Annotated in this window: 21 protein-coding genes; 7 read left to right on the forward strand and 14 right to left on the reverse strand. The window is 64.5% G+C overall.

Features of this window, described 5'->3' with window-relative positions; genetic code table 11:
• The first annotated feature begins 33 nt into the window (after window positions 1–33).
• Window positions 34–921, forward strand: a complete 888-nt coding sequence (locus FJ978_RS25060) for a LysR family transcriptional regulator (RefSeq protein WP_140574789.1) — start codon at window positions 34–36, stop codon at window positions 919–921.
• Window positions 922–1080: 159 nt separating this feature from the next.
• Entirely contained in the window at window positions 1081–2160 is a 1080-nt protein-coding gene (locus FJ978_RS25065) for a siderophore-interacting protein (RefSeq protein WP_140574791.1), read from the forward strand.
• Window positions 2161–2186: 26 nt separating this feature from the next.
• Here FJ978_RS25065 and FJ978_RS25070 read toward each other — a convergent pair whose 3' ends face one another.
• From FJ978_RS25070 to FJ978_RS25095, 6 genes are all read right to left on the reverse strand, one after another.
• Entirely contained in the window at window positions 2187–4298 is a 2112-nt protein-coding gene (locus FJ978_RS25070) for a TonB-dependent siderophore receptor (protein WP_140574793.1), read from the reverse strand.
• Window positions 4299–4470: 172 nt separating this feature from the next.
• Complete coding sequence (locus tag FJ978_RS25075; protein ID WP_013893408.1) at window positions 4471–5571, reverse strand: AbrB family transcriptional regulator; 1101 nt, start codon at window positions 5569–5571, stop codon at window positions 4471–4473.
• Between the two features lie 57 nt (window positions 5572–5628).
• Window positions 5629–5874 carry a type II toxin-antitoxin system prevent-host-death family antitoxin gene (locus FJ978_RS25080; RefSeq protein ID WP_013893409.1) on the reverse strand — a complete coding sequence of 82 codons (246 nt, stop codon included), beginning with the start codon at window positions 5872–5874 and terminating at the stop codon, window positions 5629–5631.
• 38 nt (window positions 5875–5912) lie between these two features.
• Window positions 5913–6221, reverse strand: coding sequence for a putative quinol monooxygenase (locus tag FJ978_RS25085; protein ID WP_013893410.1), 309 nt, complete (start codon window positions 6219–6221; stop codon window positions 5913–5915).
• A gap of 64 nt (window positions 6222–6285) precedes the next feature.
• Window positions 6286–7068, reverse strand: a complete 783-nt coding sequence (locus tag FJ978_RS25090; protein ID WP_013893411.1) for an SDR family oxidoreductase — start codon at window positions 7066–7068, stop codon at window positions 6286–6288.
• Window positions 7069–7132: 64 nt separating this feature from the next.
• The gene (locus FJ978_RS25095; RefSeq protein ID WP_013893412.1) at window positions 7133–7570 is read right to left on the reverse strand and encodes a DsrE family protein; all 438 of its coding nucleotides are present in this window, start codon (window positions 7568–7570) and stop codon (window positions 7133–7135) included.
• A 96-nt stretch (window positions 7571–7666) separates the two neighbouring features.
• On the opposite strand from FJ978_RS25095, the gene FJ978_RS25100 reads away from it, so the two are divergent.
• Window positions 7667–8770 carry a hypothetical protein gene (locus FJ978_RS25100; RefSeq protein ID WP_140574795.1) on the forward strand — a complete coding sequence of 368 codons (1104 nt, stop codon included), beginning with the start codon at window positions 7667–7669 and terminating at the stop codon, window positions 8768–8770.
• 153 nt (window positions 8771–8923) lie between these two features.
• Here FJ978_RS25100 and FJ978_RS25105 read toward each other — a convergent pair whose 3' ends face one another.
• Entirely contained in the window at window positions 8924–9871 is a 948-nt protein-coding gene (locus tag FJ978_RS25105; RefSeq protein ID WP_013893414.1) for a cation diffusion facilitator family transporter, read from the reverse strand.
• 5 nt (window positions 9872–9876) lie between these two features.
• On the reverse strand, window positions 9877–12066 hold the full coding sequence (locus FJ978_RS25110; RefSeq protein WP_140574797.1) for an anthranilate synthase: 2190 nt from the start codon (window positions 12064–12066) through the stop codon (window positions 9877–9879).
• Window positions 12067–12386: 320 nt separating this feature from the next.
• Here FJ978_RS25110 and FJ978_RS25115 point away from each other — a divergent pair, with 320 nt between their 5' ends.
• On the forward strand, window positions 12387–13157 hold the full coding sequence (locus FJ978_RS25115) for an isocitrate lyase/phosphoenolpyruvate mutase family protein (RefSeq protein WP_140574799.1): 771 nt from the start codon (window positions 12387–12389) through the stop codon (window positions 13155–13157).
• 1 nt (window position 13158) lies between these two features.
• On the opposite strand, the gene FJ978_RS25120 is transcribed toward FJ978_RS25115, so the two are convergent.
• The 4 genes from FJ978_RS25120 to FJ978_RS25135 all read right to left on the reverse strand — a co-directional run bounded on the left by FJ978_RS25120 (window position 13159) and on the right by FJ978_RS25135 (window position 17449).
• The gene (locus FJ978_RS25120; protein WP_140574801.1) at window positions 13159–14214 is read right to left on the reverse strand and encodes a succinylglutamate desuccinylase/aspartoacylase family protein; all 1056 of its coding nucleotides are present in this window, start codon (window positions 14212–14214) and stop codon (window positions 13159–13161) included.
• Window positions 14215–14297: 83 nt separating this feature from the next.
• Window positions 14298–15467, reverse strand: a complete 1170-nt coding sequence (locus tag FJ978_RS25125; protein ID WP_140574803.1) for an MFS transporter — start codon at window positions 15465–15467, stop codon at window positions 14298–14300.
• Between the two features lie 147 nt (window positions 15468–15614).
• The gene (locus tag FJ978_RS25130; RefSeq protein WP_140574805.1) at window positions 15615–16991 is read right to left on the reverse strand and encodes an FAD-containing oxidoreductase; all 1377 of its coding nucleotides are present in this window, start codon (window positions 16989–16991) and stop codon (window positions 15615–15617) included.
• The gene (locus FJ978_RS25135; RefSeq protein WP_140574807.1) at window positions 16988–17449 is read right to left on the reverse strand and encodes a DUF4126 domain-containing protein; all 462 of its coding nucleotides are present in this window, start codon (window positions 17447–17449) and stop codon (window positions 16988–16990) included. The genes FJ978_RS25130 and FJ978_RS25135 overlap by 4 nt, the downstream gene beginning before the upstream one ends.
• A 140-nt stretch (window positions 17450–17589) precedes the next feature.
• Between FJ978_RS25135 and FJ978_RS25140 the strand changes: the two genes are divergently transcribed.
• Window positions 17590–18147: a sugar O-acetyltransferase gene (locus FJ978_RS25140; protein ID WP_140574809.1), complete on the forward strand. Its 558-nt coding sequence runs from the start codon at window positions 17590–17592 to the stop codon at window positions 18145–18147.
• Between the two features lie 2 nt (window positions 18148–18149).
• On the opposite strand, the gene FJ978_RS25145 is transcribed toward FJ978_RS25140, so the two are convergent.
• Window positions 18150–19484, reverse strand: coding sequence for an ATP-binding protein (locus tag FJ978_RS25145; protein WP_140574811.1), 1335 nt, complete (start codon window positions 19482–19484; stop codon window positions 18150–18152).
• Window positions 19481–20140 carry a response regulator transcription factor gene (locus FJ978_RS25150; protein ID WP_013893423.1) on the reverse strand — a complete coding sequence of 220 codons (660 nt, stop codon included), beginning with the start codon at window positions 20138–20140 and terminating at the stop codon, window positions 19481–19483. Before FJ978_RS25150 ends, FJ978_RS25145 begins: the two co-directional genes overlap by 4 nt.
• Before the next feature lie 200 nt (window positions 20141–20340).
• Here FJ978_RS25150 and FJ978_RS25155 point away from each other — a divergent pair, with 200 nt between their 5' ends.
• Window positions 20341–20607, forward strand: a complete 267-nt coding sequence (locus FJ978_RS25155; RefSeq protein WP_013893424.1) for a PepSY domain-containing protein — start codon at window positions 20341–20343, stop codon at window positions 20605–20607.
• 5 nt (window positions 20608–20612) lie between these two features.
• Window positions 20613–21173 carry a cytochrome b/b6 domain-containing protein gene (locus tag FJ978_RS25160; protein WP_140574813.1) on the forward strand — a complete coding sequence of 187 codons (561 nt, stop codon included), beginning with the start codon at window positions 20613–20615 and terminating at the stop codon, window positions 21171–21173.
• Window positions 21174–21222: the final 49 nt, after the last annotated feature.

A 21222-nucleotide genomic window follows, 5' to 3' on the forward strand; every position in this document is an offset into this window, starting at 1 on the left:
TACCGGACTGAAACGCTCGAATGGAAGAATGCAATGGATCGCCTCAGTGGCCTCTTGGCCTTCGCCCGCACCGCCGAACTCGGCAGTTTCATCGCCGCCGGCCGCGCGCTCGGCATCTCGGCTTCCGCCGTCGGCAAGAGCGTCGCGCGGCTCGAACAGGAGCTCGGCGTGCGGCTCCTGCAGCGCAGCACGCGACGTGTCGGCCTGACAGAGGAGGGCAGACTGTTCGACGAGCGGGTGCGGCGCATCCTCGACGACATCGACGATGCCGAGGCGATGCTGTCGCGGACACGCGAGACGCCACGCGGGCGGCTGCGTATCTCGACCCCGATCGTCACCTACCATCTGCTGCTGCCGGTGCTGTCGGAGTTCATGGCCCGCTATCCCGAGATCGAGCTCGATATCGATTTCAACGATCGCGTCGTCGACGTCATCGAGGAGGGCATCGATGTCGCGATCAGAAGTGGCGAGCTGCCCGATTCACGGTTGGTGTCGAGACCCGTTGCGCCGTTTCGTATGCTCTTGTGCGCGGCGCCCTCCTACCTCGACCGCCATGGCACTCCGAGTGAGCCGGCCGATCTCATCAGGCATTTCGGCATAAACTTCCGCTTCCTCAACAGCGGCAGGCTGCTGGACTGGCCGTTCATTACCGGAAGCGCCCAACCGCAGATCCGCTCGATGCTGACTTGCAACAATATGGAAGCCTTGAAGGGCGCCACGCTCACCGGCCTGGGTATCGCCTGCATGCCCGATTTCCTGGTCCGCGAGGCGTTGCGCGAGGACAAGCTGCGCATCGTTCTGGACGATCATGTCGACGGCCGTGGCCAGTTCCGGATGCTATGGCCCTCCAATCGCCATCTGTCGCCGAAGGTGCGCGTTTTCGTCGATTTCCTTCCCGAACGCCTTGCAGCACCGCGATAGGCCGGCATAAATCAGATCTCCGACGGCCCATCCAAAAATATGATTACTTAAGTCAAGTTTCTTGTGGAAACGACGGCGGCGCTGTGGCATGCCGGCGATGGCGACGAGGCCAAGATCTTTCGGCGGCTTCGTTTGAACCGCTATCGAAGGACTTGAACGATGGACCAGTTGAGTGCGCAGACCCGGATCAGCGATGAAGCGATGAGGTCGGCGATCGAGCGTCTTCGCACCGAGCACGGCGAATTCGAGATCGAGACCGGTGCCGCCGATCGATGGGAGCTTCGCCTCTATTACGGGTCGTTGAGCGCCACGCTCGACGGCAACGCCATGCTGGTCCGCGTCGCGGCGATCGACGAGACCTGCCTCTCCTACATGAAGATGACGGTCGCCGGCCATGTTGCCCAGCATCTCGGCACCACCAGCGGATTGCGTTGGGAAGGCGACGGCAGCGATGCCGGTACGCCGGTCTTCTTCCGCGAGATCACCGTGATGTCGTCGACGCGGATTTCGCCGCACATGCAGCGCTTGCGTTTCGCTGGCAAGGATCTCGGCCGTTTTACCCATGGCGGTCTGCACATGCGGCTGCTTTTGCCGCCGCGTGGCCGGCGGCCGGTCTGGCCCATGCTTGGCGCTGACGGCCTGCTTGTCTGGCCCTCCGGGGAGGACGCGCTGACCGTGCGGGTCTACACGATCCGGGCGATCGACGCCGCAAGCGGCTGGCTCGATGTCGATTTCGTGCTGCATCCCGGCCAGAATACGCCCGCCGCCGCCTTCGCGCAGAATGCACGGGTTGGAGATCTCATCGGCATGATCGGGCCCGGCGGCGGCGAGGCGCCGGAGGCGCAGACTTTGCTTCTGGCCGGCGACGACACGGCGCTGCCCGCCATTGGCAGGATCCTGGAGCATCTGCCGCCGTCGACCCGCGCCGAGGCGCTTATCGAGGTCGACGGCCAGGGCGACCGGATCGCGTTGCCGCAGGGCGAGAACATCGACATCACCTGGCTCTACCGGCACGGCCGAGAGGCCGGCACCGCCGGCCTGCTGCCAGCCGCTTTGCGGGAGCGCAGCCACGCCGCGCTTGCCGACGGGCTCCATGTCTTGGCCGGATGCGAATTCGCCGACTTCCGCGAGATCCGCAAGATCGTGCGCAAGGAGTGGGGCCTTGCACGCGACAGGCATCTGGTCACCGCCTATTGGCGCCGCGGCGCGCTGGGCGAAAACGGGGGCGGCGAGGAATAGCCGCTGCCCCCTGCAACGCGCTGATCTCAGAAACGGTAGCGCAGGCTGGCGAACAGCGAGCGGCCTTCGTCGCGGTAGCAATAGCCGGCCGAGCAGATGGTCTTTTGGCTGTCGAACAGGTTCTTGGCGTTGACCTGCAGTTTGACGCCTTCGAGCTTCGGATTGCTGGTGCCGAAATCATAGGACAGCGAGGCGTCGACAAAGGCGCGCGCGCTGTTCTTGAAAGTGTTGGTGTCGTCGCCATAGCTCGACCCGGCAACGCGCACGCCGGTGCCCAGCCCCAGCCCTTCCAGCGTGCCGTTCTCGAACTGATAGTGGCCCCAGAGCGACAGGATGTGATTGGGCGTCGCCGACAGTTCCTTGCCATCGGTGTCCGTGGCGCCGCGCTCGATCCTGACGCGCTGATAGGCGTAGGAGGCGCTGAAGCTGAAGCCATTGCCGAGCGAGGCATTGGCTTCCAGCTCGACACCGCGCGAATTGAGGTCGAGCTGGCGCTGCTTGTTGACGTTGGTCGAGGCATCGAAGACGACGCCATCCTTCTGGTCGATGTCGAACAATGCGGCGCTTACGGTCGCGTTGTGGTCGGGGATCTCATATTTGACGCCGATCTCCTTCTGCGTGGCGATGGTCGGCCGGGCGACGCGGCCGGTCGTGCTGGTGACGTTGTCATAGACGAAGCCGATGTTGGGCGAGAACGAGGTCGAGTAGTTGACGTATGGGATGATGCCCCACTCGGCCCGGTAGGACAGGCCAAGCCGGCCGGAGAAGGCGCTGTCCTTCTGCTTCGACTGGCTGAAATCGGCTGATGTGGAGGTGGTATCGACCCAGTCGTAGCGGCCGCTGGTGAACAGGGTGAAGTCGTTCCACTCCATCTGGTCGTGCAGGTAGACGCCGAGCTGGTTCATCTCCTGCCCGCCGGAATGGGGAACCGGCATCGCCTTGATGTCGTCGACCGAGACGTAGGACAGGCCGCTGGCGGCATCATAGTCCGACCAGGCATAGTCGATGCCGGCGACGGCGGTGTGCCTGACCGGCCCGGTGTCGAACTCGAACTGCGCCATGTTGTCGACGACGAAGTTCTTCATCGTCTCGGTGTAGTGGCCCCAATAGCGCTCCAGCGGCTGGTTGGCACCGGGCAAATAGTGGCCGCTGTATTCGATGTCGCTGTCGACGGCATTGTAGCGCAGGTTCTGGCGCACCGTCAGCACATCGTTGAAGCGGTGCTCGAACTCATAGCCGATGCGCCTCTGGTTCTGGGTGAAATCGTTCCAGGCGGGATCGCCCTCGTAGATGTTGGAGAGCACGCCATAGCCCGGATTGTAGAAGGCAGCGGTGCCGCCGGTGACCGATTTCGAATATTCGCCGAGGATGGTGAGCTTGGTGTCCTCGTCCGGCTTGAAGGTGATCGCAGGCGCCAGATAAAGCTTGTCGTCGGGATAGGCCGGCAGATCGGTTTCGCCCAGGCGGCCAAGGCTGGTGAAGCGATAGAGGATGCTGCCGTCCTCGTTCACCGGTCCGGAAGCGTCAAGGGCTGCCTGGAACCGGTCGTGCTCGCCGGCCAGCAGTTCGATCTCGTGGAACGGCTCATCCTTGGGACGCTTGGTGACGACGTTGACGATGCCGCCGGGGCCGCTGACGCCATAGAGCGAGGACGCCGGGCCCTTCAGGATGGTGACCCCCTCGATGCCGTAGGGCTCGGTCTTGAACCAGGCGGAGGGGCCGTTGTACTGGCGCAGCCCGTCGCGGAACATGCTGTTGTAGAAGGCCGGGAAACCGCGCAGGAAGAAGGCGTCATAGCGGGTGTCGAAGCCGAAGCTGTTGGGATTGGCGCTGGCCGTGTAGCCGAGCGCCTCGTTCAGCGTGCGCGGCTTCTGATCCTCGATCTGCTTTTGCGTCACCACCGAAATGGCCTGCGGGATCTCCGTGATCGGCGTGTCGACCTTGGTGCCGATGCGGTCCTTCTTGGCGACATAGCCATCCTGCACCAGGATCTCGTTGCTTTGCGCGGTGACCTCGATCTGGCCGAGCACCGCGGCCTCGCCACTGTCCTGCGCATGAGCAGCCAAGGGTTGGCCAAGCATCGCCGCGCTGCCCAGCAACGATATCCCCAGGCGCCATGTCGTCGGCCATGCTCGCATCCACTCGTCTCCACTGTCTCATGTCAGATTGCGTTCTCGCGCTCTCAAATATGAGTATGTGAGTCAAGTATTTTTTGCGACTTACGCCCAAGCTATCGAGGGTTTTCGTGCAGCGGCCACGCAGGTCGGGATTCGACCGGTCAAATCATGAGGCCGAAGCGAGCGGTTTTGCCTATTCCCGGATGCTTCTGGCCACCAGCCGCGCGACGCTTGGGCCGACCAGCAGCACGACGAGGAAACGCGCCGATTGCAGCGCCATGACGAAGGAGATGTCGACGTTCCGAGCGGCGGCGGCGATGATGGCGACGCTGTCCATGCCGCCGGGGCTGGTCGCCAGATAGGCGGTCAGCGGATCGATGCCGAGCAGATGGCTGATCAGGAAGGCGAGCCCGCCGCAAAAGGCGATCAGCGCCACGATCGAGGCGATGATCTGTGGCAGGGCGCGCGTTGCATGGCGCAGGATCGGCCGGGTGAAGTTCAATCCGATCGACCAGCCGACCATGGCGTAGCTGACGGCCAGCAGCCAGGGCGGCAATTGCATCTCCACGCCAAGGCCGAGATGGATGACGGTGCCGAAGATGAAGGTACCGAGGAAAAACGGCGAGGGCAGCCGGCACAATTTGCCCGCCAGGCCGCCGACGATCGCGATGCCGATGGTGGCGGCGAAGGCCTGGGCATCGATCGGCGGAAACCAGACGATGGGCGGGATCTCGATGCCCGATGTGTCTACCCACATCTTGGCGACCAGAGCCGCCGTCACCGAAACGAAGATGACGCGCAGATACTGCATGAAGGCGACGAGGCGCTGGTCGGCGCCGAAGGCACCAGCCATCAGCACCATGGCGGTGGCGGCGCCCGGCGAGGAGCCCCAGACGGCGGTGGTGCCGGGCAGGATGCGCCAGCGGCTGATCAGCCAGCCGAGCAGGCTGGAGGCCGCGACGGTCGCCACCACGGCGCCCAGGAACAGCGGCCATTCGCGATAGAAGACGGGAAAGATGTCGGCCGAGATCGAAGCGGCGACGAGGCAGCCGACGATCGCCTGGGCGGAGCCGAACAGAAGGCGCGGCACGCGCACCGTGGCGCCATTGGTGCCGGCGGCGATGGCCGCCAGCATCGGCCCGATCAGCAGCGCCGCCGGCAAAGCAGCGAGTTCGAGCGCGCCGGCAAAAAGGGCCGAGATGGTGAGCAGGACCAGCCACTGCCAAGGCCTGCCCATGCGCGCCATGCGCTCGATGGCGGGCTGGTCCAGAGGTGGCTCGGCCGAGGAATCCATTTTTCGGTCTTAGACGCGAAGCGGGGCGATGCGAAGCCGTTGCGCCAAAAAAGGAGCCTACGCGTTGGCGTCGAACTGTTGCTCGATCTGTCCGCCGCCCATGCGATCGAAGTCGTCGGGGACGGAAAACTGGCCAGCCATAAAACCGACCCGTCGCGCGTGAGCCGACGGCTGCTGGTTGATCGACACGACCTTGACCAATGGTTTGCCCGCCTTGGCTATGATGAATGGCTCACCTTTGGCGGCCTGGTCAACGAGACGTGAAAGATTGGCCTTCGCATCTTGGGTGTTCACGATCTGCATTGCAGGTTGCCCCGTTGGCATCGCACTGTCTGTTCTAGTCAGTCAGTCTTGACCTCGGCCAACCCAAAGCCGCCGACCGGGTGGGTCTCGACCTGGAACTCGAAGCCGGCGATGAAGGGCCGCGCCTTGGCGATGGCCGCCTGGACTTCGGGAAGCTGCAGCGAGGCCTTGTGCCTTTCGGCGTCGGTCCACACTTCGGTGACCCAGATCGCATCGGCATCCGCGGGGTCGCGGGCGATGATATAGCTCAGGCAACCCGGCAGGGCGCCGGTGCTGGCGCGCAGGAGGTCCACCACCGCGTCGCGCTGGCCGCGCGCTGCCCGCATCTTGCCGATCAGTCCGTACATTCTATTGTCTCCCCTTCAAAGTCTCCGACAAGAGTATGCGGGCCGCCAGTATGCAGATAGCTGGTCACGGCATCAACTGGCCGCCATTCACCTCGATCACCTGGCCGGTGATGTAGCCGCTCAACAGGTCCGATGAGAGGAACAGATAGGCGCCGACGCAGTCTTCGGCGGTGCCGGCGCGCCCTTGCGGAATGGTGGCGACCATGCCTTTCATCTGTTCCTCGGTCGAATAGCGCTCGTGGAAGGGCGTGAGAATGGTGCCGGGCGCCACCGCGTTGACGCGGATGCCGAAGCCGATCAGTTCCTTGGCCATGCCGCGCGTCACGTTGGAGACGAAGGCCTTGGCCGAACCGTAGAGACCGGCGCCGCCGCCCGCCCCGTTGCGCGCGGCGATCGACGAGGTGTTGACGATGAAGCCACCCTGCTTCTTCAGCCACGGCATCGCCTTGCGCGAGGCGGTCAGCACCGAACGCGCGTTGAGGTCCATCACCGCATCGTAATGGGCCTCGGTCTGCTCGGCGTAGGGCACGCGGCCGAGCATGCCGCCGGCATTGTTGACCAGCCCGTCGAGACGGCCGAAATGTTGCGCGCTGTCCTCGACGACGCGTTCGACATCGGCGGCGACGGAGAAGTCACCCTGGACGAGGAACACCTCGCCGCCATTGTCGGCAATGGTCTTGCCAAGTTTCTCGGCGGCGTCGCGGCTTGAATTATAGTGCAGTGCCACTTTGGACTTCTGCGCGGCATAGGCCAGCGCCAGTGCGGCGCCGATGCCGGTCGAGGCACCGGTGACCAGCACCGTCTTGCCCGCGAGATCGGGGATGGTAAGCGCGGTTGTACCTGGCACGGCCGTTTCCTCCGGGGATTTTCATGAGACCAGCCGTTCGCGACCGTCCAGCCAAGACTGTGCACTATGGCCTGAGATAGGCATAGCCCTGGCTTTGCAGTTCGGCGAGCTTGACGACACCACCCTTGTCGGCGGCATGGAAGCCGGCCAGCAGGTCGGCCAGCGAAATGTCCATGCCGTGCATGGTGTTGGCGCAGGCATGCGGCTCCAGCCCCTGCTGCACCAGGCCGGCGAAGCGGCCGGAGACCGCCGCCGATATGCCCTTCGACTTGAAGCCGGCAAGGGCCGGGCCATGCACGACGAGCACGATGTCGACATTGCCGCCAGTGCCCTCGTAATGGTTCTTGATGTTGCCGAGCACAAAGTTGACCTTGTCCACATCGCTCAGGTGATAGGCGACCTTCAGCCTGGCGGGCTCGGTAGCCGCGGCCTGCACCGCCCGCAGGCCGAGAAGCGTTCCGGTTCCGGCAAGAACCGCGCGGAACATGTCGCGTCGGCGCATGGCACCCCTCCTCGGATTTCTCAGCGATTTGCGTGGCTCCAGCCGCAATACTAGCATAAATTGACGTTACGTCCTGTCGATGCGAGGAGGGGTCACATGACGTTCAGGGCAGGGGAATGGAAGACAGTCGCCGGCGCCGGATTTGGTGTCGCGTTGCTCGGTTTGCTGGCAGGCACGGCCGCTGCCGACAATGCGCTCAAACTGACCGAACTCAGCCCGAACGGGGCGGACGCCTGTTTCGGCCGGGTCTATGACGCGGCGCATATGAAGGCGTATCCGAAGCAGAAGGTGGCGCGGATCTTCTTCTACTATGGTCACGATCCGGTCAGCAGGCCGAACGAGGAGCCGTCGGCGAATTCGGACACATCCTACAATGGTTTCCTCACCACCACCGTGCGCGGCGCCAAGGCGCCGCAATGGGCAGGCGGCTGGTGCAATCATGCGTCCGAGGACGACGCATCGGGCCAGATCCGTTGCGGCATGGATTGCGACCGCACGCTGGCGTCGCTGAAGGTCGACGACAAGGGCCGGCTGCTCCTGTCCGATCTGTCGTCCGATATCTATCTCGATGCAGATTCGGAAGAAGAACTGGGCGCGGCCGAATACGACAGGCAGGCGCTCGGCAAGGAGGACGACAATTTCCGCCTCGACCCGATGCCGGCCGCGACCTGCAAGGCGGAGTTCGCGCGCATCGATCCGATCGATCCAGCGCTCGGGGCGCCGTTGCGCGAGCGGCTGAAGCCCGACCAGGCCTTTTGCTATGGCCGCGACTATGACGCGTCGCATTTGGCCTCGCATCCCGGCCAGCTGACGCAATCGATCCGGGTTTTCCGCGGCCCGGTGGAACTGGCATCCTATGCCTCCGGCGGCGACGCCGCCAATTGGCCCGACGGCGCCGACATTGCCGTCTCGGTCACGACGCGGCAGAAGTCGGGCAAGGTCACGCAGACCTATTCCTGCCAGGGCGAGGCCGACCAGTGGCGTTGTGCCGCGAGTTCGAAGATGAGCGATTTCTCCTGCGACATCGCGCAGAAGGAGATTTTCCTCAAGCGCGGTGCCAACGGCACGATGATGCTGGCCAATCCCAACAGCAGCCTGGCGATCGTCGATCTCTGCTCGAAGGCCGCCGCCGGCAAGACGCAATCCGACGACAAGGTCTACAGGCTGCAGCCAATGCCGCAATCAGCCTGCGCCCCGTGAGGCCTGCCGATATTCAGGTGATGCCGGCCTGCGAACGGCAGCTTCCTGCGCTTCCGGTGCTCACGTACTTAAGTACGCTCCGCTCCGGTTCTCGGAAGCCACCATTCTCGGCTCGGCCTGACCTGAATCTCGACAGGCCTCGCAAACTGCAGGCTATGCGAACGGCACGGCCGTCGTGCCCTTGGGCAGCTTGGCTTCGTCGTCGGGCTCGACGTGGATGGTGACGCGCACCGAGGGGATTTCGGCCTTTAGCGCGTCCTCGATGCGGTCGCAGATGACGTGGCTGGCGCCGACGGACATGTCGGCGTCGACGACCAGGTGGAACTCGATGAAGGTGGCGCGGCCTGCGATGCGGGTCTTGAGGTCATGCACCTCCAGCGCGCCCTTGCAGTTGGCCGAGATGACGTCGCGGATGCGCATGTTTTCCTTCGTGTCGACGGCACGGTCCATCAGTCCGTTCATCGACGAGCCGATGACGTGCCAGCCCTGCCACAGGATGTTGAGCGCAACGAGGACGGCGAGAGCCGGATCGAGGATCTGCCAGCCGGTCAGGATGGCCCCGACCAGGCCGCCGAAGACGCCGATCGAGGTGACCACGTCGGTCATGATGTGGTTGCCGTCGGCGACCAGCGCCGGCGACTTCTCGGCCCGGCCGGCGCGGATCAGCGTCCAGGCCCAGAAGGCGTTGATGACGGTGGCGACGCCGTTGACGGCAAGACCTTCCCAGGGCTGCTCGAGTGGCGCCGGTGTCTGCCAGGAGCGCCAGACTTCGTTCAGGATCAGAAGGGCGGCGAGCACGATCAGCACGCCTTCGAGCACTGCCGAGAAATATTCCGCCTTGTGATGACCGAACGGGTGATCCTGGTCGGCGGGCTTGTAGCTGACCTGGATCGCCCAGAAGGCGGCGGCCGAGGCGATGACGTTGACGATCGATTCCAGCGCGTCGGAATAGAGCGCGACGGAGCCGGTCACGTACCAGGCGACGATTTTCAGGCCGAGCACGATCGCGGCAATGATGATCGACCAGAAGGCAAGGTTGGCGACCTTGCGCTTCGCCGCGGCCTTGGCCGCGATCGCCACCGTGTTCTCGGCTTCGGCCATTGAGTTCAGGCTGCCTTTTCCTTGGCCTTGCGCGGCAAATGGGCAACGATGTTCTCGATGATGCGCATGCCGGCATTGTGGCCAAGCGTCATGATCGATTCCGGGTGGAACTGGACAGCGGCGATGGGCTCCTTGCGGTGCTCGAAGGCCATGATGACGCCGTCCTCGGTCTCGGCCGTGACGATGAAGTCATCCGGCAGCCGCACCGGATCGGCGAAGATCGAGTGGTAGCGGCCGACGGTGACTTCCTTGGGCAGGCCGGAAAAGATGATGCCCGGCTTGGAGACGCGGATGCGCGACGGCTTGCCGTGCATGGGAATATGCAACTGCCTGAGTTCCCCGCCATAGGCCTCCGCCAGCGCCTGCAAGCCAAGGCAGACGCCGAAGATCGGCAGCTCGCGGGCACGAGCTCGTGCGATGGTGGCGGCGCAGTCGAAATCCTTCGGCGTGCCAGGGCCGGGCGACAGCACGACGAGGTCGGGCTTCAGCCGGTCGAAGACTTCCTCCGGCACCGGCGTGCGCACCGTCGAGACATTGGCGCCGGTCTGCCGGAAGTAGTTGGCGAGCGTGTGGACGAAGGAGTCTTCGTGGTCGACGAGCAGGATGTTGACGCCGTCACCGACGCGCGCGGTGGTGCGCTCGGTGCTGGCGGAATTGCCTGCCTTGGCGTCGCGGATGGCGGAGAGCATGGCGGATGCCTTCAGTTCGGTTTCGGCTTCTTCTTCCTCGGGAATGCTGTCGAAAAGCAGCGTGGCACCGGCGCGCACCTCTGCGATGCCGTCCTTGATGCGGATGGTGCGCAGCGTCAGGCCGGTGTTCATGTCGCCGTTGAAATTGACCATGCCGATCGCACCGCCATACCAGGCGCGCGGGCTCTTCTCATTCTGCTCGATGAAGCGCATGGCCCACAGTTTGGGCGCGCCGGTGACGGTGACCGCCCAGGCGTGCGAGAGAAACGCGTCGAAGGCGTCCATGCCTTCGCGCAGGCGGCCCTCGATGTGATCGACGGTGTGGATCAGCCGCGAATACATCTCGATCTGGCGGCGGCCGATCACGCGTACCGAGCCCGGTTCGCAGACCCGCGACTTGTCGTTGCGGTCGACGTCCGAGCACATTGTGAGCTCGGATTCGTCCTTCTTCGAGTTGAGCAGTTTCAGGATCTGCTCGCTGTCCGAAATGGCGTCGTCACCGCGCGCGATGGTGCCCGAGATCGGGCAGGTTTCGACGCGGCGGCCGTTGACGCGCACGAACATTTCGGGCGAGGCGCCGATCAGGTATTCGCCTTCGCCCAGATTGATGAAGAAGGAATAGGGCGAGGGGTTGATCGACTTCAGCTTGCGCGAAATCTCCGAGGGCTGCGTCTCGCAGCGCTCGTAGAACATCTGGCCGGGTACGACTTCGAACAGGTCGCCGCGTTTGAACGAGTCCATCGCGCGGCGCACCAGATTGGCGTATTCGCCGGGCTCGTGGTCGCCGCGCGGCGGGATGCGGTCGGCGGTCTTGAACGGCTCGGCGATTTCGTCGCGCGGCAGGCCCTCGGTGGAAAAACCCTCGCCCGAATAGTCGTAGCGGTCGGTCCAGGCCTTGGCCGAATAATGGTCGACGACCAGGATTTCGTCGGGCAGGAACAGCACGAGGTCGCGCTGGCTAGGCTTGCGCTCGAGCTTGTAGTCGACCGGGTCGAACTGGAAGGCGAGGTCGTAGCCGAAGGCGCCGTAGAGGCCGAGATTGGCGTCTTCGGCGGTCTTGAACAAAGCAGTGATGGCGCGCAGGACAGTGAAGACCGAGGGAACGCGGCTGCGCTCTTCCTCGGTGAAGACGCGGCCGGGCTTGGCGACGTCGAGGCGGATGAGTTTCTTTGAAGTTTCGGCGATCGTCACCTCGGAAAGGTCGCCGAGCGTCTTGCCGATGACCGGCAACAGCGCCTCGCCGCGGCCGTTCAGCGCCTCGATGCGCATGGCGCGGCCGCGCGCCGAGATCACCAGCGGCGGATCGATGATGGCGGTGTCCCAGCGCGTGTAGCGGCCGGGATATTCGTAATTCGAGGAGAACACCGCGCCTCGGCGCGAATTCAAGCCATCGACATAGCTGTCGATGGCTCCCGCATAGGGCTTGTCGTGACGCTCGCGGGTGATGGTGATGCCACCCGCGGTCACGAAGCTTTCAGCGCCGTTTTCCAGAACCTTCATCGTCATTGCCGTCTCCATCAGCTTGTTGGGCAACGGACCCGGGACTGGCTTTTGAAAAAACAAATGGCCGCCCGGACATTCCGTTGCGGCCACCCTCTCTTTTCACGCGCAAGCGTTCGAACAGGCCGCTGTCAGCAGGCCCACCACCAAATGGTCTTGGTCGAACGCATGTTCATGGCGAAATCCATAGCGGCGAAAAACCGGATACGCAACTGATTTGAAAAGTCTGTTCGGTGGCCGCCGCTTCTCAGGCCCATGGCACATCGCCACAGCCGGTAGCCCTGCCTAAACTGCGTGTCCAACATCGAGAAAACGGGATAGACATCATGACCGACCAGATCGAGCGCGCGCGAACGTTCCATTCCCTTCACGTCAAGGGAAATCCGGTGGTTCTCTACAATGCCTGGGATCCGGGTTCGGCCAAGATCGTCGAGAAAGCGGGCGCCAAGGCCATCGCCACCGGAAGCTGGCCGGTCGCGGCCGCCTTTGGCTACGCCGATGGCGAGAAGATCCCGCTGGAACTGGCGCTCGACAACATCAAGCGCATCGTGGCGGCGGTCGATCTGCCGGTGACCATGGACCTCGAGGGCGGCTATGGCGTCGAGCCGGAGGTCGTCGCCCAAACGGTGACGCGTGCCTTGCGGGCCGGCGCCATCGGCTTCAATTTCGAGGACCAGATTGTCGGCGGCACCGGCCTGCACGACATTGCCGTGCAGGTAAAGCGAGTCGAGGCGGCTGCAGCAGCCGTCAAGGCCTCCGGCATCCCGGCCTTCCTCAACGCCCGCACCGACGTCTTCCTCAAGGCGAAGCCCGATGCGCATGACAGGGCCCTGCTCGACCAGGCGATCGAGCGCGCGCATGCCTATGAACAGGCCGGGGCAAGCGGCTTCTTTGCGCCGGGTCTTGGTGACGAAGGGCTAATCGAGGCGCTGTGCAAGGCCACGACGCTGCCGGTCAACATCATCGCGCTGGCGCATGTGCCGCCGCGGCAACAGCTGGCCGAACTCGGCGTCGCCCGCATCAGCCATGGTCCCGTGCCTTACCGGCAGATGGCTGAGTGGCTGGAGGCGAAGGCGCGACAGGCGATCTCGGGGTAATTCAGTCCTCGAGCGTGCCTGACCTGGCGTCGGCGCTCTTCCTGTCGCCGACCAGTTTCAGCAAATCCTCGCCGGCGCGGATGATGCGGCGCGAGCGGCGGGTCAGGATGAGGCCGTCCTGCGGCGCGAACACTTCGGTGTGGCCATCGGCCTCGCCCGGCGCATGCACGATGGTGGCCAGCCGCGCACCCCGCGCGACGCGGTCGCCGGGCTTTACGTCATAGAGGACAGCGCCAGCCCGGGGCGCCGGCATCATGTCGATGTTTTCCAACGGGGCGACGACACCCTTGAACGGATCGGGTGCGGGAAGCGTGGCATCGGTGACCACGCCGCGTGCCACCAGCAGTCGGTAGAGGCCTGCGGCATCAGCGCTGGCCAGCGGGCCATCGACGTCGAGGATGCCGCGATATTCGACCGTGGTGGCGACGCGGCGGTCGAGCTTCGCCACCTCGGCGGGAATGTTCTGGTAGGGCATGATCGAGGCGCCCTCGAAAGTACCGTCGGTGTCCTCGCTCCACAGCACCACCGCGTCGATGGCCATGGCGGCGGCGCAATCGGCCATGGCCGGCCATAGGCTGGTGTGGATGTAGAGATAGGCCAGGCCTTCGTCGTCGCAATGCAGGTCGAGCACGATGTCGTTGCCGAGCGACAGCTGCACCAGGCGTGACTTCAACCGTTGGTCGGCGCCGCCGAACGTGGTGTCGGGCAAAAGCTTGGCATCGGGTGCCGCAAGCAACGGAAAGCCTCTGTTGAAGTTGGTGCGGGTGCCCAGATGGAAGCGGCCCTGATGCTCGCCGAAATGATACTGGGCGCGGCCGATCGGGTTGGCCCATGGCACGATGGTGATGTTGCCCTTGATGCGGCCTTCGGCTTCGGCCTTGGCGAGCATCGGCATCAAGGCATCGATGGCGACCACGCCCGGCAGTTCGCCGGCATGGAGTGCCGCCTGCAGATAGGCCGAGGGCGCCGCCTTGTCGGCGCCGGTGAAGCGGAACACCGGGAATTCGTAGGAAACGCCATCGCTGTCGCCGGCGATGCGTTCGATCGATTTCTGCATGACTTCCTCCTTCGGCAGGCGGAGAGACATGCCCCGCGGCGAGGCCATTGTCGATTGGTCCAATTTGTCGCGCTATGGGCGCACTACTCGGCGGGTTGTGCGACGGGGATCCGCCGGTCCAGGGCCTGTGACAGCACCGCCACGGTGACCGCCAGCAAAGCGAGCACCGCGCCGACCAGGGGCAGATGGGCATAGGAAACGCCAGCCGAAAGGGCCACGCCGCCGATCCATGCCCCGCTGGCGTTGCCGACATTGAAGGCGCCCTGGTTGAGCGTGGCGGCAAGGTTCGGTCCTTCGGAAGCCGCCTCGACGACGCGGATTTGCAGCGGCGGCACGACGACGAAGACCAGCAGCCCCCACAGGAAGACCACGCCGATGGCGACGCTTGGGATCGCGCCGAACTGCATGAAGCCGACGAACAGGACCGCCATCAAAAGCAGCGTGCCGATGACTGTCGGCATCAGCTTCCAGTCGGCCAGCCGGCCGCCGATGACGTTGCCGATGGTCATGCCGGCGCCGAACAGCAAGAGCACCCAGGTGACCGCCGAGGTCGACAGGCCGGACACGTCGGTGAGGTAGGGCTTGATGTAGGTGAAGACGGCGAACAGGCTGGCCGAGGCTAGCGAGGCGATCAGCATCGCCAGCCAGACCTGCAACTTGCCCAGCACGCGCAGTTCGCCGCGCAGGCCGCCGCCGCTCGGCTCGGCGACATCGGACGGCACCAGCCAGGCGATGGCCGCGACCGAGATCAGGCCGATGCCGACCACGGCGAGGAAGGTGGAGCGCCAGCCGAAAGCTTCGCCAAGCGCCGTGCCGGCCGGGACGCCCAGAATGTTGGACAGCGTCAGCCCGGCGAACATCAGCGCGATGGCGCTGGCGCGCTTGTTGCGGGGCACCAGGCTTGCCGCGACGACCGAGCCGATGCCGAAGAAGGCGCCGTGGCCGAAGGCGGTGAAGACGCGCGCGGCCATCAGCAGCCAGTAGTTGGGGGCGATGGCGCAGAACAGATTGCCGACAACAAACAGAGCGGCCAACCCGACCAGCACCGGCTTGCGTGGCAGATGCGCCGTGGCCATGGCGACGATCGGCGCGCCGAAGACGACGCCCAGCGCATAGCCGGTGACCAGCAAGCCGGCGGCGGGGATCGTCACGCCGAGATCGGCGGCGACCTCCGGCAGCAGCCCCATGATGACGAATTCGGTGGTGCCAATGCAGAAGGACGCAATGGCAAGCGCAAGGATCGGCAAAGGCATGGGGCGTCCAGGCTGAATCGGTTCAATTTAGACTGCGCGAGGATCCATGCCAGGCGCAACATACATCGCTGCAATGCAGCAATGCAGAAAGGATGGAGCAGACCTGCAACGGGCTGCCGAGGCACCCGACCGGAAGCCGAATAGGTTTCAGGCCAGCGGCTTCAGCTCCTGCGCGATGGTGGGAAGCAATTCCGAGACGGTCGGATGGATGTGCATGGCGCGCGCCAGCGTGTCGACGGGCGCCTTGGCGTACATCAGGTCGAGCACGCAATGCACCGCCTCGTCGCCGCCAGGACCGAGCACCGAACAGCCGAGGATTTCCCTGGTGTCGGCATCGACAAGGATCTTCATGAAGCCTTGCGTCTCGCCCTTTTCGACGGCGCGGCCGACGCGCGTCATCGGCCGTTGGCCGATCAGCGCCCGGCGGCCGGATTTCTTGACCGCGGCCTCTGTCATGCCGCAGCGGCCGAGCGGCGGGTCGATGTAGAGCGCGTAGGCCTCGATGCGGTCGCTGACCTTGCGCGGATCGTTGTCGAGCAAGTTGGCGGCGACGATCTCATAGTCGTTGTAGGAGGTGTGGGTGAAGGCGCCCCTGCCGTTGCAGTCGCCCATCGCCCAGATGCCCGGCACGCTGGTGCGCAACTGGTCATCGACGGTGACGAAGCCGCGTTTGTCGACTTCCACGCCGGCCTTGTCGAGCCCGAGATCGTCGGTGTTGGGGGTGCGGCCGAGCGCCAGCAGCACGTGCGAGCCGACAGCCGGCGGCTTGCCGACGGAGAAGGTCACGGCGATATCCCCGCCCTGTCTGGCAAAGCCGATGTCGTCGGCGCCGAGATGGACGGCGATGTCTTCGTTTTCGAGAATCGACAGGATGGCGGCGGAGACGTCCTCGTCCTCGCGGCCGGTCAGGCGCGGGCTCTTTTCGATGACGGTGACTTCCGAGCCGAAGCGGCGGAACATCTGCGCGAATTCGAGCGAGATGTAGCTGCCGCCGACAACGATCAGGTGGCGCGGCAGCACGTCTAAATCCATCATCGTGGAATTGGTCAGGTAGTCGATGTCGTGGACGCCGGGCAGGTCGGCCACAGAAGCGCGGCCGCCGGTGTTGAGGAAGACCTTTTCGGCGGTCAGAAGCTCGTCGCCGACGCGCACCGTGTTGGCGGTCTCGAAGCGTGCGTGGCCGCGATAGAGGGTGCAGCCCTTCATGCCGGCGATCCATGTCTCCAGATTGGTGCGGGCGTTGATCGTCACCTTGTCCTTGCGCGCCTTGATCACTTTGTAGTCGACCCCGACGGGGCCTGAGAGCGTCACGCCATAATCGGCGGCGCGCCTGGCGAGATGCGCGGCATAGGCGCTGGCGACCATGGTCTTGGTCGGCATGCAGCCGGTGTTGACGCAGGTGCCGCCGACCAGCTTGCGCTCGATCAGCGCCACGCTCATGCCAGCGGCCGTCAGCCGGCCGGCCAATGGCGACCCCGCCTGGCCAGCGCCGATGATGATGGCGTCGAAAGTCTTGGCTGTCATGCCACCGCCGCCACGATCAGCAGGCCGCCGATGATCGCCACCGCGTCCTCGATGAAGGCGGCGGGCGGATCCTTGCCGAAAGCCGCTGCCAGCCGGCCGCGCGCCTCGGCGCCACCCAGCGTGCCGATGACCGCGCCGATGGCGCCGGCGATCAGGCCGCCGACGGTGGCGCCGCCAGTTGCGCCGATCACCGCACCAGTGAAGGCGCCCATGATTATGCGGGCGCCAAACTGCTGCGGCACCTTGCGGCTGGGCGTCGACGGCAGCTGGTCTGTGACCAGCTCGACGATGGCCAGGATGGTGAAGATGCCGACGGCGGCCCAGTGGCCCATGAAGCTCGCCCAGGTGCCGGCAACCGGCAGCCGGCCGAGCCAGGCGCCCCAGGCGACGGCGGCCGGCGCGGTCATGGCGCGCAGGCCGGCAATGACACCGATCAGCAGTGCGAGAACATAAAGCATGGTCGATCCCCTCGATCGCCGGGCCAGGACAGCCCTGAGCAGGCAGGCTACCATAGGTCCGATATTTGGCCAGTGCTTGCGTCGGCACTTTTCTGCCGGCCGCGATTGTGCTTTGCAATGACGTCGATTGGAGACCCTTCATGGCTGAGAGCGACCGCACAAGGATGGCCGCCGGCCAATGGTACACCTGCCTCGATGACGAATTGGAGGCGCTGCGCGCCACGGCGCGCGACGCCGTGTTCGAGCATAATACGCTGCCGCCCCGCCAGCGCGGCAATCTCGGGCCGAGCCTGAAGGCGCTGCTCGGCGCCGCTGGCACTGGCTCCCGCATCGAGGCGCCGTTCCACTGCGCCTACGGCTTCAACATCTTTCTCGGCGACAATGTTTTTCTCAATGCCGGCTGCACTATCCTGGACACGGCGCCGGTGCGCATCGGCATCGGAACGCTGCTCGGCCCCAATGTCCAGATCTACTGCGCCGAGCACCACAGGCAAGCGGCGGGACGGCAGGCGGGACTGGAGATCGCCAGGCCGGTCGAGATCGGCGCAAATGCCTGGATCGGCGGTAGCGCGGTCATCCTTGGCGGCGTCAGCATCGGCGAGGGTGCCATCGTCGGCGCCGGCGCGGTGGTGACGCGCGACGTGCCAGCCGACACCACGGTGGTCGGCAATCCGGCGCGGGCGGTTAAACTCGATTGACGTTATGCGGCGGGAAAGCGGATCGTTGCTTCAAAGCCGTCCTGCTGGCCGGAAGCCGGTGAATCCAGGGTCAGGGTCGCACCGATCTGTTGTAGTATTCTATTGACGATCGCCAGTCCGAGGCCTGATCCTTCGGCACGTGTTTCACCGCGTTCGAACCGTTTGACAAGGCCATCCGGGGCCGGAACCACCGGACCTTGGTTGACCACGCTGAGCCGGGCATCATCAGTGATGCGAATGACAACTTCGCCGCCTTCGGTGCCATGCCGCAATGCGTTCTCGATCAGGTTGCGCAGGATTATTGCCAGTGCATCTGTGTCGATCGCGACCAGCGCCTTGCCATTGTCAGGCGTCTTAAGGCGAAGGCGGCCATTGTTCTGGCCGCGCTGCTCGAAGTCTTCGACCACCAATGCTGCGACCGCGGCAAGATCGGCTGGTTTGCCGGCAACTGCTACTCCAGCATCGGCACGCGCTAGCTGCATCAGCTTTTCGGACAGGTCGGCGAGATCGGACAGGGCCGCCCTTATCTGGCGTGGGCGCTTTTTTTCTGCCTCGTCCGAAGCTTCCGCGATCAGTCGCTCCGTCTGGGCCAGCGCGCCGGCGATCGGTGTGCGCAGTTCATGCGCGGCATTCGCCGTGAATTCCTTTTCGGCGTCGAGTGCCATGTTGAGACGCCGCATCAGGCTGTTGACAGACTTGGCGATGGCCGCGAGTTCGGAGGGTAGGTCGTCGGTGCGGATCGGAGCGAGATTGTCACCGTGACGGGCGCTAATCTCGCCGCGCAGCGTCGCGATCGGCCTCAGGAAGCGCGCCAGGGTCAGCCACGCGACCAGCGCGCTCAACGGAATGAGGATGACCATCGGTATCAGAAAGCCGGTGGCGGCTTCCAGCGTTTCCTCATTGCGCCGTGCATCGAGCTCGGCGACCTGAATGAAGACCGTGCCGCTGACCGCCGGCTCGGTGTAGATGCGCCATCCAGAAGCCTCGGAAAATCCCTGCACGAGTTCAGCCGTGAGCGGCTCCGCGGGAGCATCATAGGAGTGTATGAGAACGCGACCGCCGGCGTCCCGCACTTGGAAAATCAGGCGGCCACCGTCGTCGTCCGAAACAGCCTCCGCAAGCCGGCGCGGCGATTGCGACGGCTCGCGTCCGAAAAGATCGTCGATGACCAGCGGCAGCAGCCGACGCGCTGATTCCTGCATGGAACTGTCCATGGCTTCGTTGATTTCACGATGCAGCGTGATACTTCCAGTGCCCGCGGCGACGAGGCCGAAGGCGACCGTCAGCAGGATCAGCGAGACAACGACGCGACCCGCAAGGCTGTCGAGGATCCTCATGGAGATGCCAGCCGGTAGCCTAGCCCCCTTACGGTCGTCAACGCTCCGCGCCCGATCTTCTTGCGCAGGCGGCTAACATAGACTTCGACGGTGTTGCTTTCGATCTCTGCGCCAAAGGCATAGAGTGCATCCTCGATCTGGTTCTTGCCTATCGTCATGCCGGGCCGGCGCAAGAACTGCTCCAGCACTGCCCATTCGCGGGACGTCAGCATGGCCTCAGCGCCGTTAACCACGACGCGGCGGGCCGCTTGATCGATCTCGAGGAGTCCGAGCCGGACCAAAGGGTTCGGGTTTCCGGCATAGCGGCGCGCGACCGCGGCAAGGCGTGCGGACAACTCGCCGAGATGGAAGGGCTTGACCAGATAGTCGTCGGCGCCGGAATTCAGGCCCGCTATGCGGTCCGAGAGCTGGTCGCGCGCGGTCAGGATGATGACTGGCGTATCAGCGCCCTTACGACGCAGCGTTTTCAGGAATTCGAGGCCCTTGCCATCAGGCAGATGCAGGTCGAGCAGGACGAGTTCATAAGAGACGACCCGCAGGTGATCGCCGGCACCGCCAAGCGTCGTGCTCCAGTCCACGGCATGGCCGTCGGCGGCGATGTGATCGCGCACCGCCTCGCCCAGCACGGGGTCGTCTTCGATCAGCAGAACGCGCACCTTGCCTCCGTGTCCACGGCAACACGCCGCCTTCATGCGGCACAAGGCTGACAGCAAGCTGAACGAAAGCCAATCGCGGCTTTTGGACAATGCGAAGTGCGTTCAGGGCAAGGTGCTTTCACGGCGAGGTGCGTTCAGGCTGCTGTCAGGTTTCAGGGGCAGGGTCCGCGACATCGGAATTGGCCGATGGAGAAAACAAGATGAAACCCCTGATCCTGACCGCGCTGGTGATGGTTTTTGCCGGGCCGGCCTTCGCTGCCGACAGATGCGATGTGCCCACCGACCAGTGGCAGCCGCGTGAAGCGCTGCAAAAGAAGCTTGAAAGCGAGGGCTGGAAGGTCCGCAGCATCAAGACGGAAAACGGCTGCTATGAAGCCAAGGCGCTCGATGCCAACGGCAAGAAGCTGGAAGCCGTCTTTAATCCCAAGACGCTCGAGTCGGTTGGCGCCGATTCCGACGACGGTTGATCGCCATGAACGTCACCGCTTCGACACGAGGGACTTTGGTCCAGGTCTGGAGCCCCTACGTCCGCCTCTTTCACTGGTCGCTGGTCCTGTGCGTTGCGGTGGCGTGGCTGTCTTCTGGCGAAATCATGAAGGTGCATGAGCTGGCCGGCTACAGCGCGGGCGTGCTGATCACATCTCGGCTGATCGCCGGCTTGGCCGGATCCGGATACACGCGCTTCCATCAGTTCGTGCGCCGACCGCGCGCGGTCGGCTTGTATCTCTCCGATGTGGCGAAGGGCGATGAAAAGCGCTATCTCGGCCATAACCCTGCCGGCGGCGCCATGGTGCTGGCACTTCTGGCCTGCGTGGCAGGAATTGCACTTACCGGCTGGATGCAGACCACCGACACTTGGTGGGGGGTGGGTTGGGTCGAGGACACGCACAAGATCCTGGGCAATGGCATCCTGGTGCTGATCGGGCTGCATGTTGGTGGCGTGTTGCTGGCCAGCCTGCGCCATGGCGAAAACCTTGTTCGTGCCATGGTCACCGGCCGTAAACGTGCGCCATCGCCGGAGGACGTCGCCTGACCACATCGCCCTGATCACGGGGACCGGAATGCAAAGGGCGCTGCGGCGA

The sequence above is a fragment of the Mesorhizobium sp. B1-1-7 genome, from assembly GCF_006442705.1.
GTDB classification, from domain to species: Bacteria; Pseudomonadota; Alphaproteobacteria; order Rhizobiales; family Rhizobiaceae; genus Mesorhizobium; species Mesorhizobium opportunistum.

Coding starts and splice junctions, on each gene's coding strand:
- FJ978_RS25060 (WP_140574789.1), top strand. CDS start 34: ATGGATCGCCTCAGTGGCCTCTTGGCCTTCGCCCGCACCGCCGAACTC.
- FJ978_RS25065 (WP_140574791.1), top strand. CDS start 1,081: ATGGACCAGTTGAGTGCGCAGACCCGGATCAGCGATGAAGCGATGAGG.
- FJ978_RS25070 (WP_140574793.1), bottom strand. CDS start 4,298: ATGCGAGCATGGCCGACGACATGGCGCCTGGGGATATCGTTGCTGGGC.
- FJ978_RS25075 (WP_013893408.1), bottom strand. CDS start 5,571: ATGGATTCCTCGGCCGAGCCACCTCTGGACCAGCCCGCCATCGAGCGC.
- FJ978_RS25080 (WP_013893409.1), bottom strand. CDS start 5,874: ATGCAGATCGTGAACACCCAAGATGCGAAGGCCAATCTTTCACGTCTC.
- FJ978_RS25085 (WP_013893410.1), bottom strand. CDS start 6,221: ATGTACGGACTGATCGGCAAGATGCGGGCAGCGCGCGGCCAGCGCGAC.
- FJ978_RS25095 (WP_013893412.1), bottom strand. CDS start 7,570: ATGCGCCGACGCGACATGTTCCGCGCGGTTCTTGCCGGAACCGGAACG.
- FJ978_RS25100 (WP_140574795.1), top strand. CDS start 7,667: ATGACGTTCAGGGCAGGGGAATGGAAGACAGTCGCCGGCGCCGGATTT.
- FJ978_RS25105 (WP_013893414.1), bottom strand. CDS start 9,871: ATGGCCGAAGCCGAGAACACGGTGGCGATCGCGGCCAAGGCCGCGGCG.
- FJ978_RS25110 (WP_140574797.1), bottom strand. CDS start 12,066: ATGACGATGAAGGTTCTGGAAAACGGCGCTGAAAGCTTCGTGACCGCG.
- FJ978_RS25115 (WP_140574799.1), top strand. CDS start 12,387: ATGACCGACCAGATCGAGCGCGCGCGAACGTTCCATTCCCTTCACGTC.
- FJ978_RS25120 (WP_140574801.1), bottom strand. CDS start 14,214: ATGCAGAAATCGATCGAACGCATCGCCGGCGACAGCGATGGCGTTTCC.
- FJ978_RS25125 (WP_140574803.1), bottom strand. CDS start 15,467: ATGCCTTTGCCGATCCTTGCGCTTGCCATTGCGTCCTTCTGCATTGGC.
- FJ978_RS25130 (WP_140574805.1), bottom strand. CDS start 16,991: ATGACAGCCAAGACTTTCGACGCCATCATCATCGGCGCTGGCCAGGCG.
- FJ978_RS25135 (WP_140574807.1), bottom strand. CDS start 17,449: ATGCTTTATGTTCTCGCACTGCTGATCGGTGTCATTGCCGGCCTGCGC.
- FJ978_RS25140 (WP_140574809.1), top strand. CDS start 17,590: ATGGCTGAGAGCGACCGCACAAGGATGGCCGCCGGCCAATGGTACACC.
- FJ978_RS25145 (WP_140574811.1), bottom strand. CDS start 19,484: ATGAGGATCCTCGACAGCCTTGCGGGTCGCGTCGTTGTCTCGCTGATC.
- FJ978_RS25155 (WP_013893424.1), top strand. CDS start 20,341: ATGAAACCCCTGATCCTGACCGCGCTGGTGATGGTTTTTGCCGGGCCG.
- FJ978_RS25160 (WP_140574813.1), top strand. CDS start 20,613: ATGAACGTCACCGCTTCGACACGAGGGACTTTGGTCCAGGTCTGGAGC.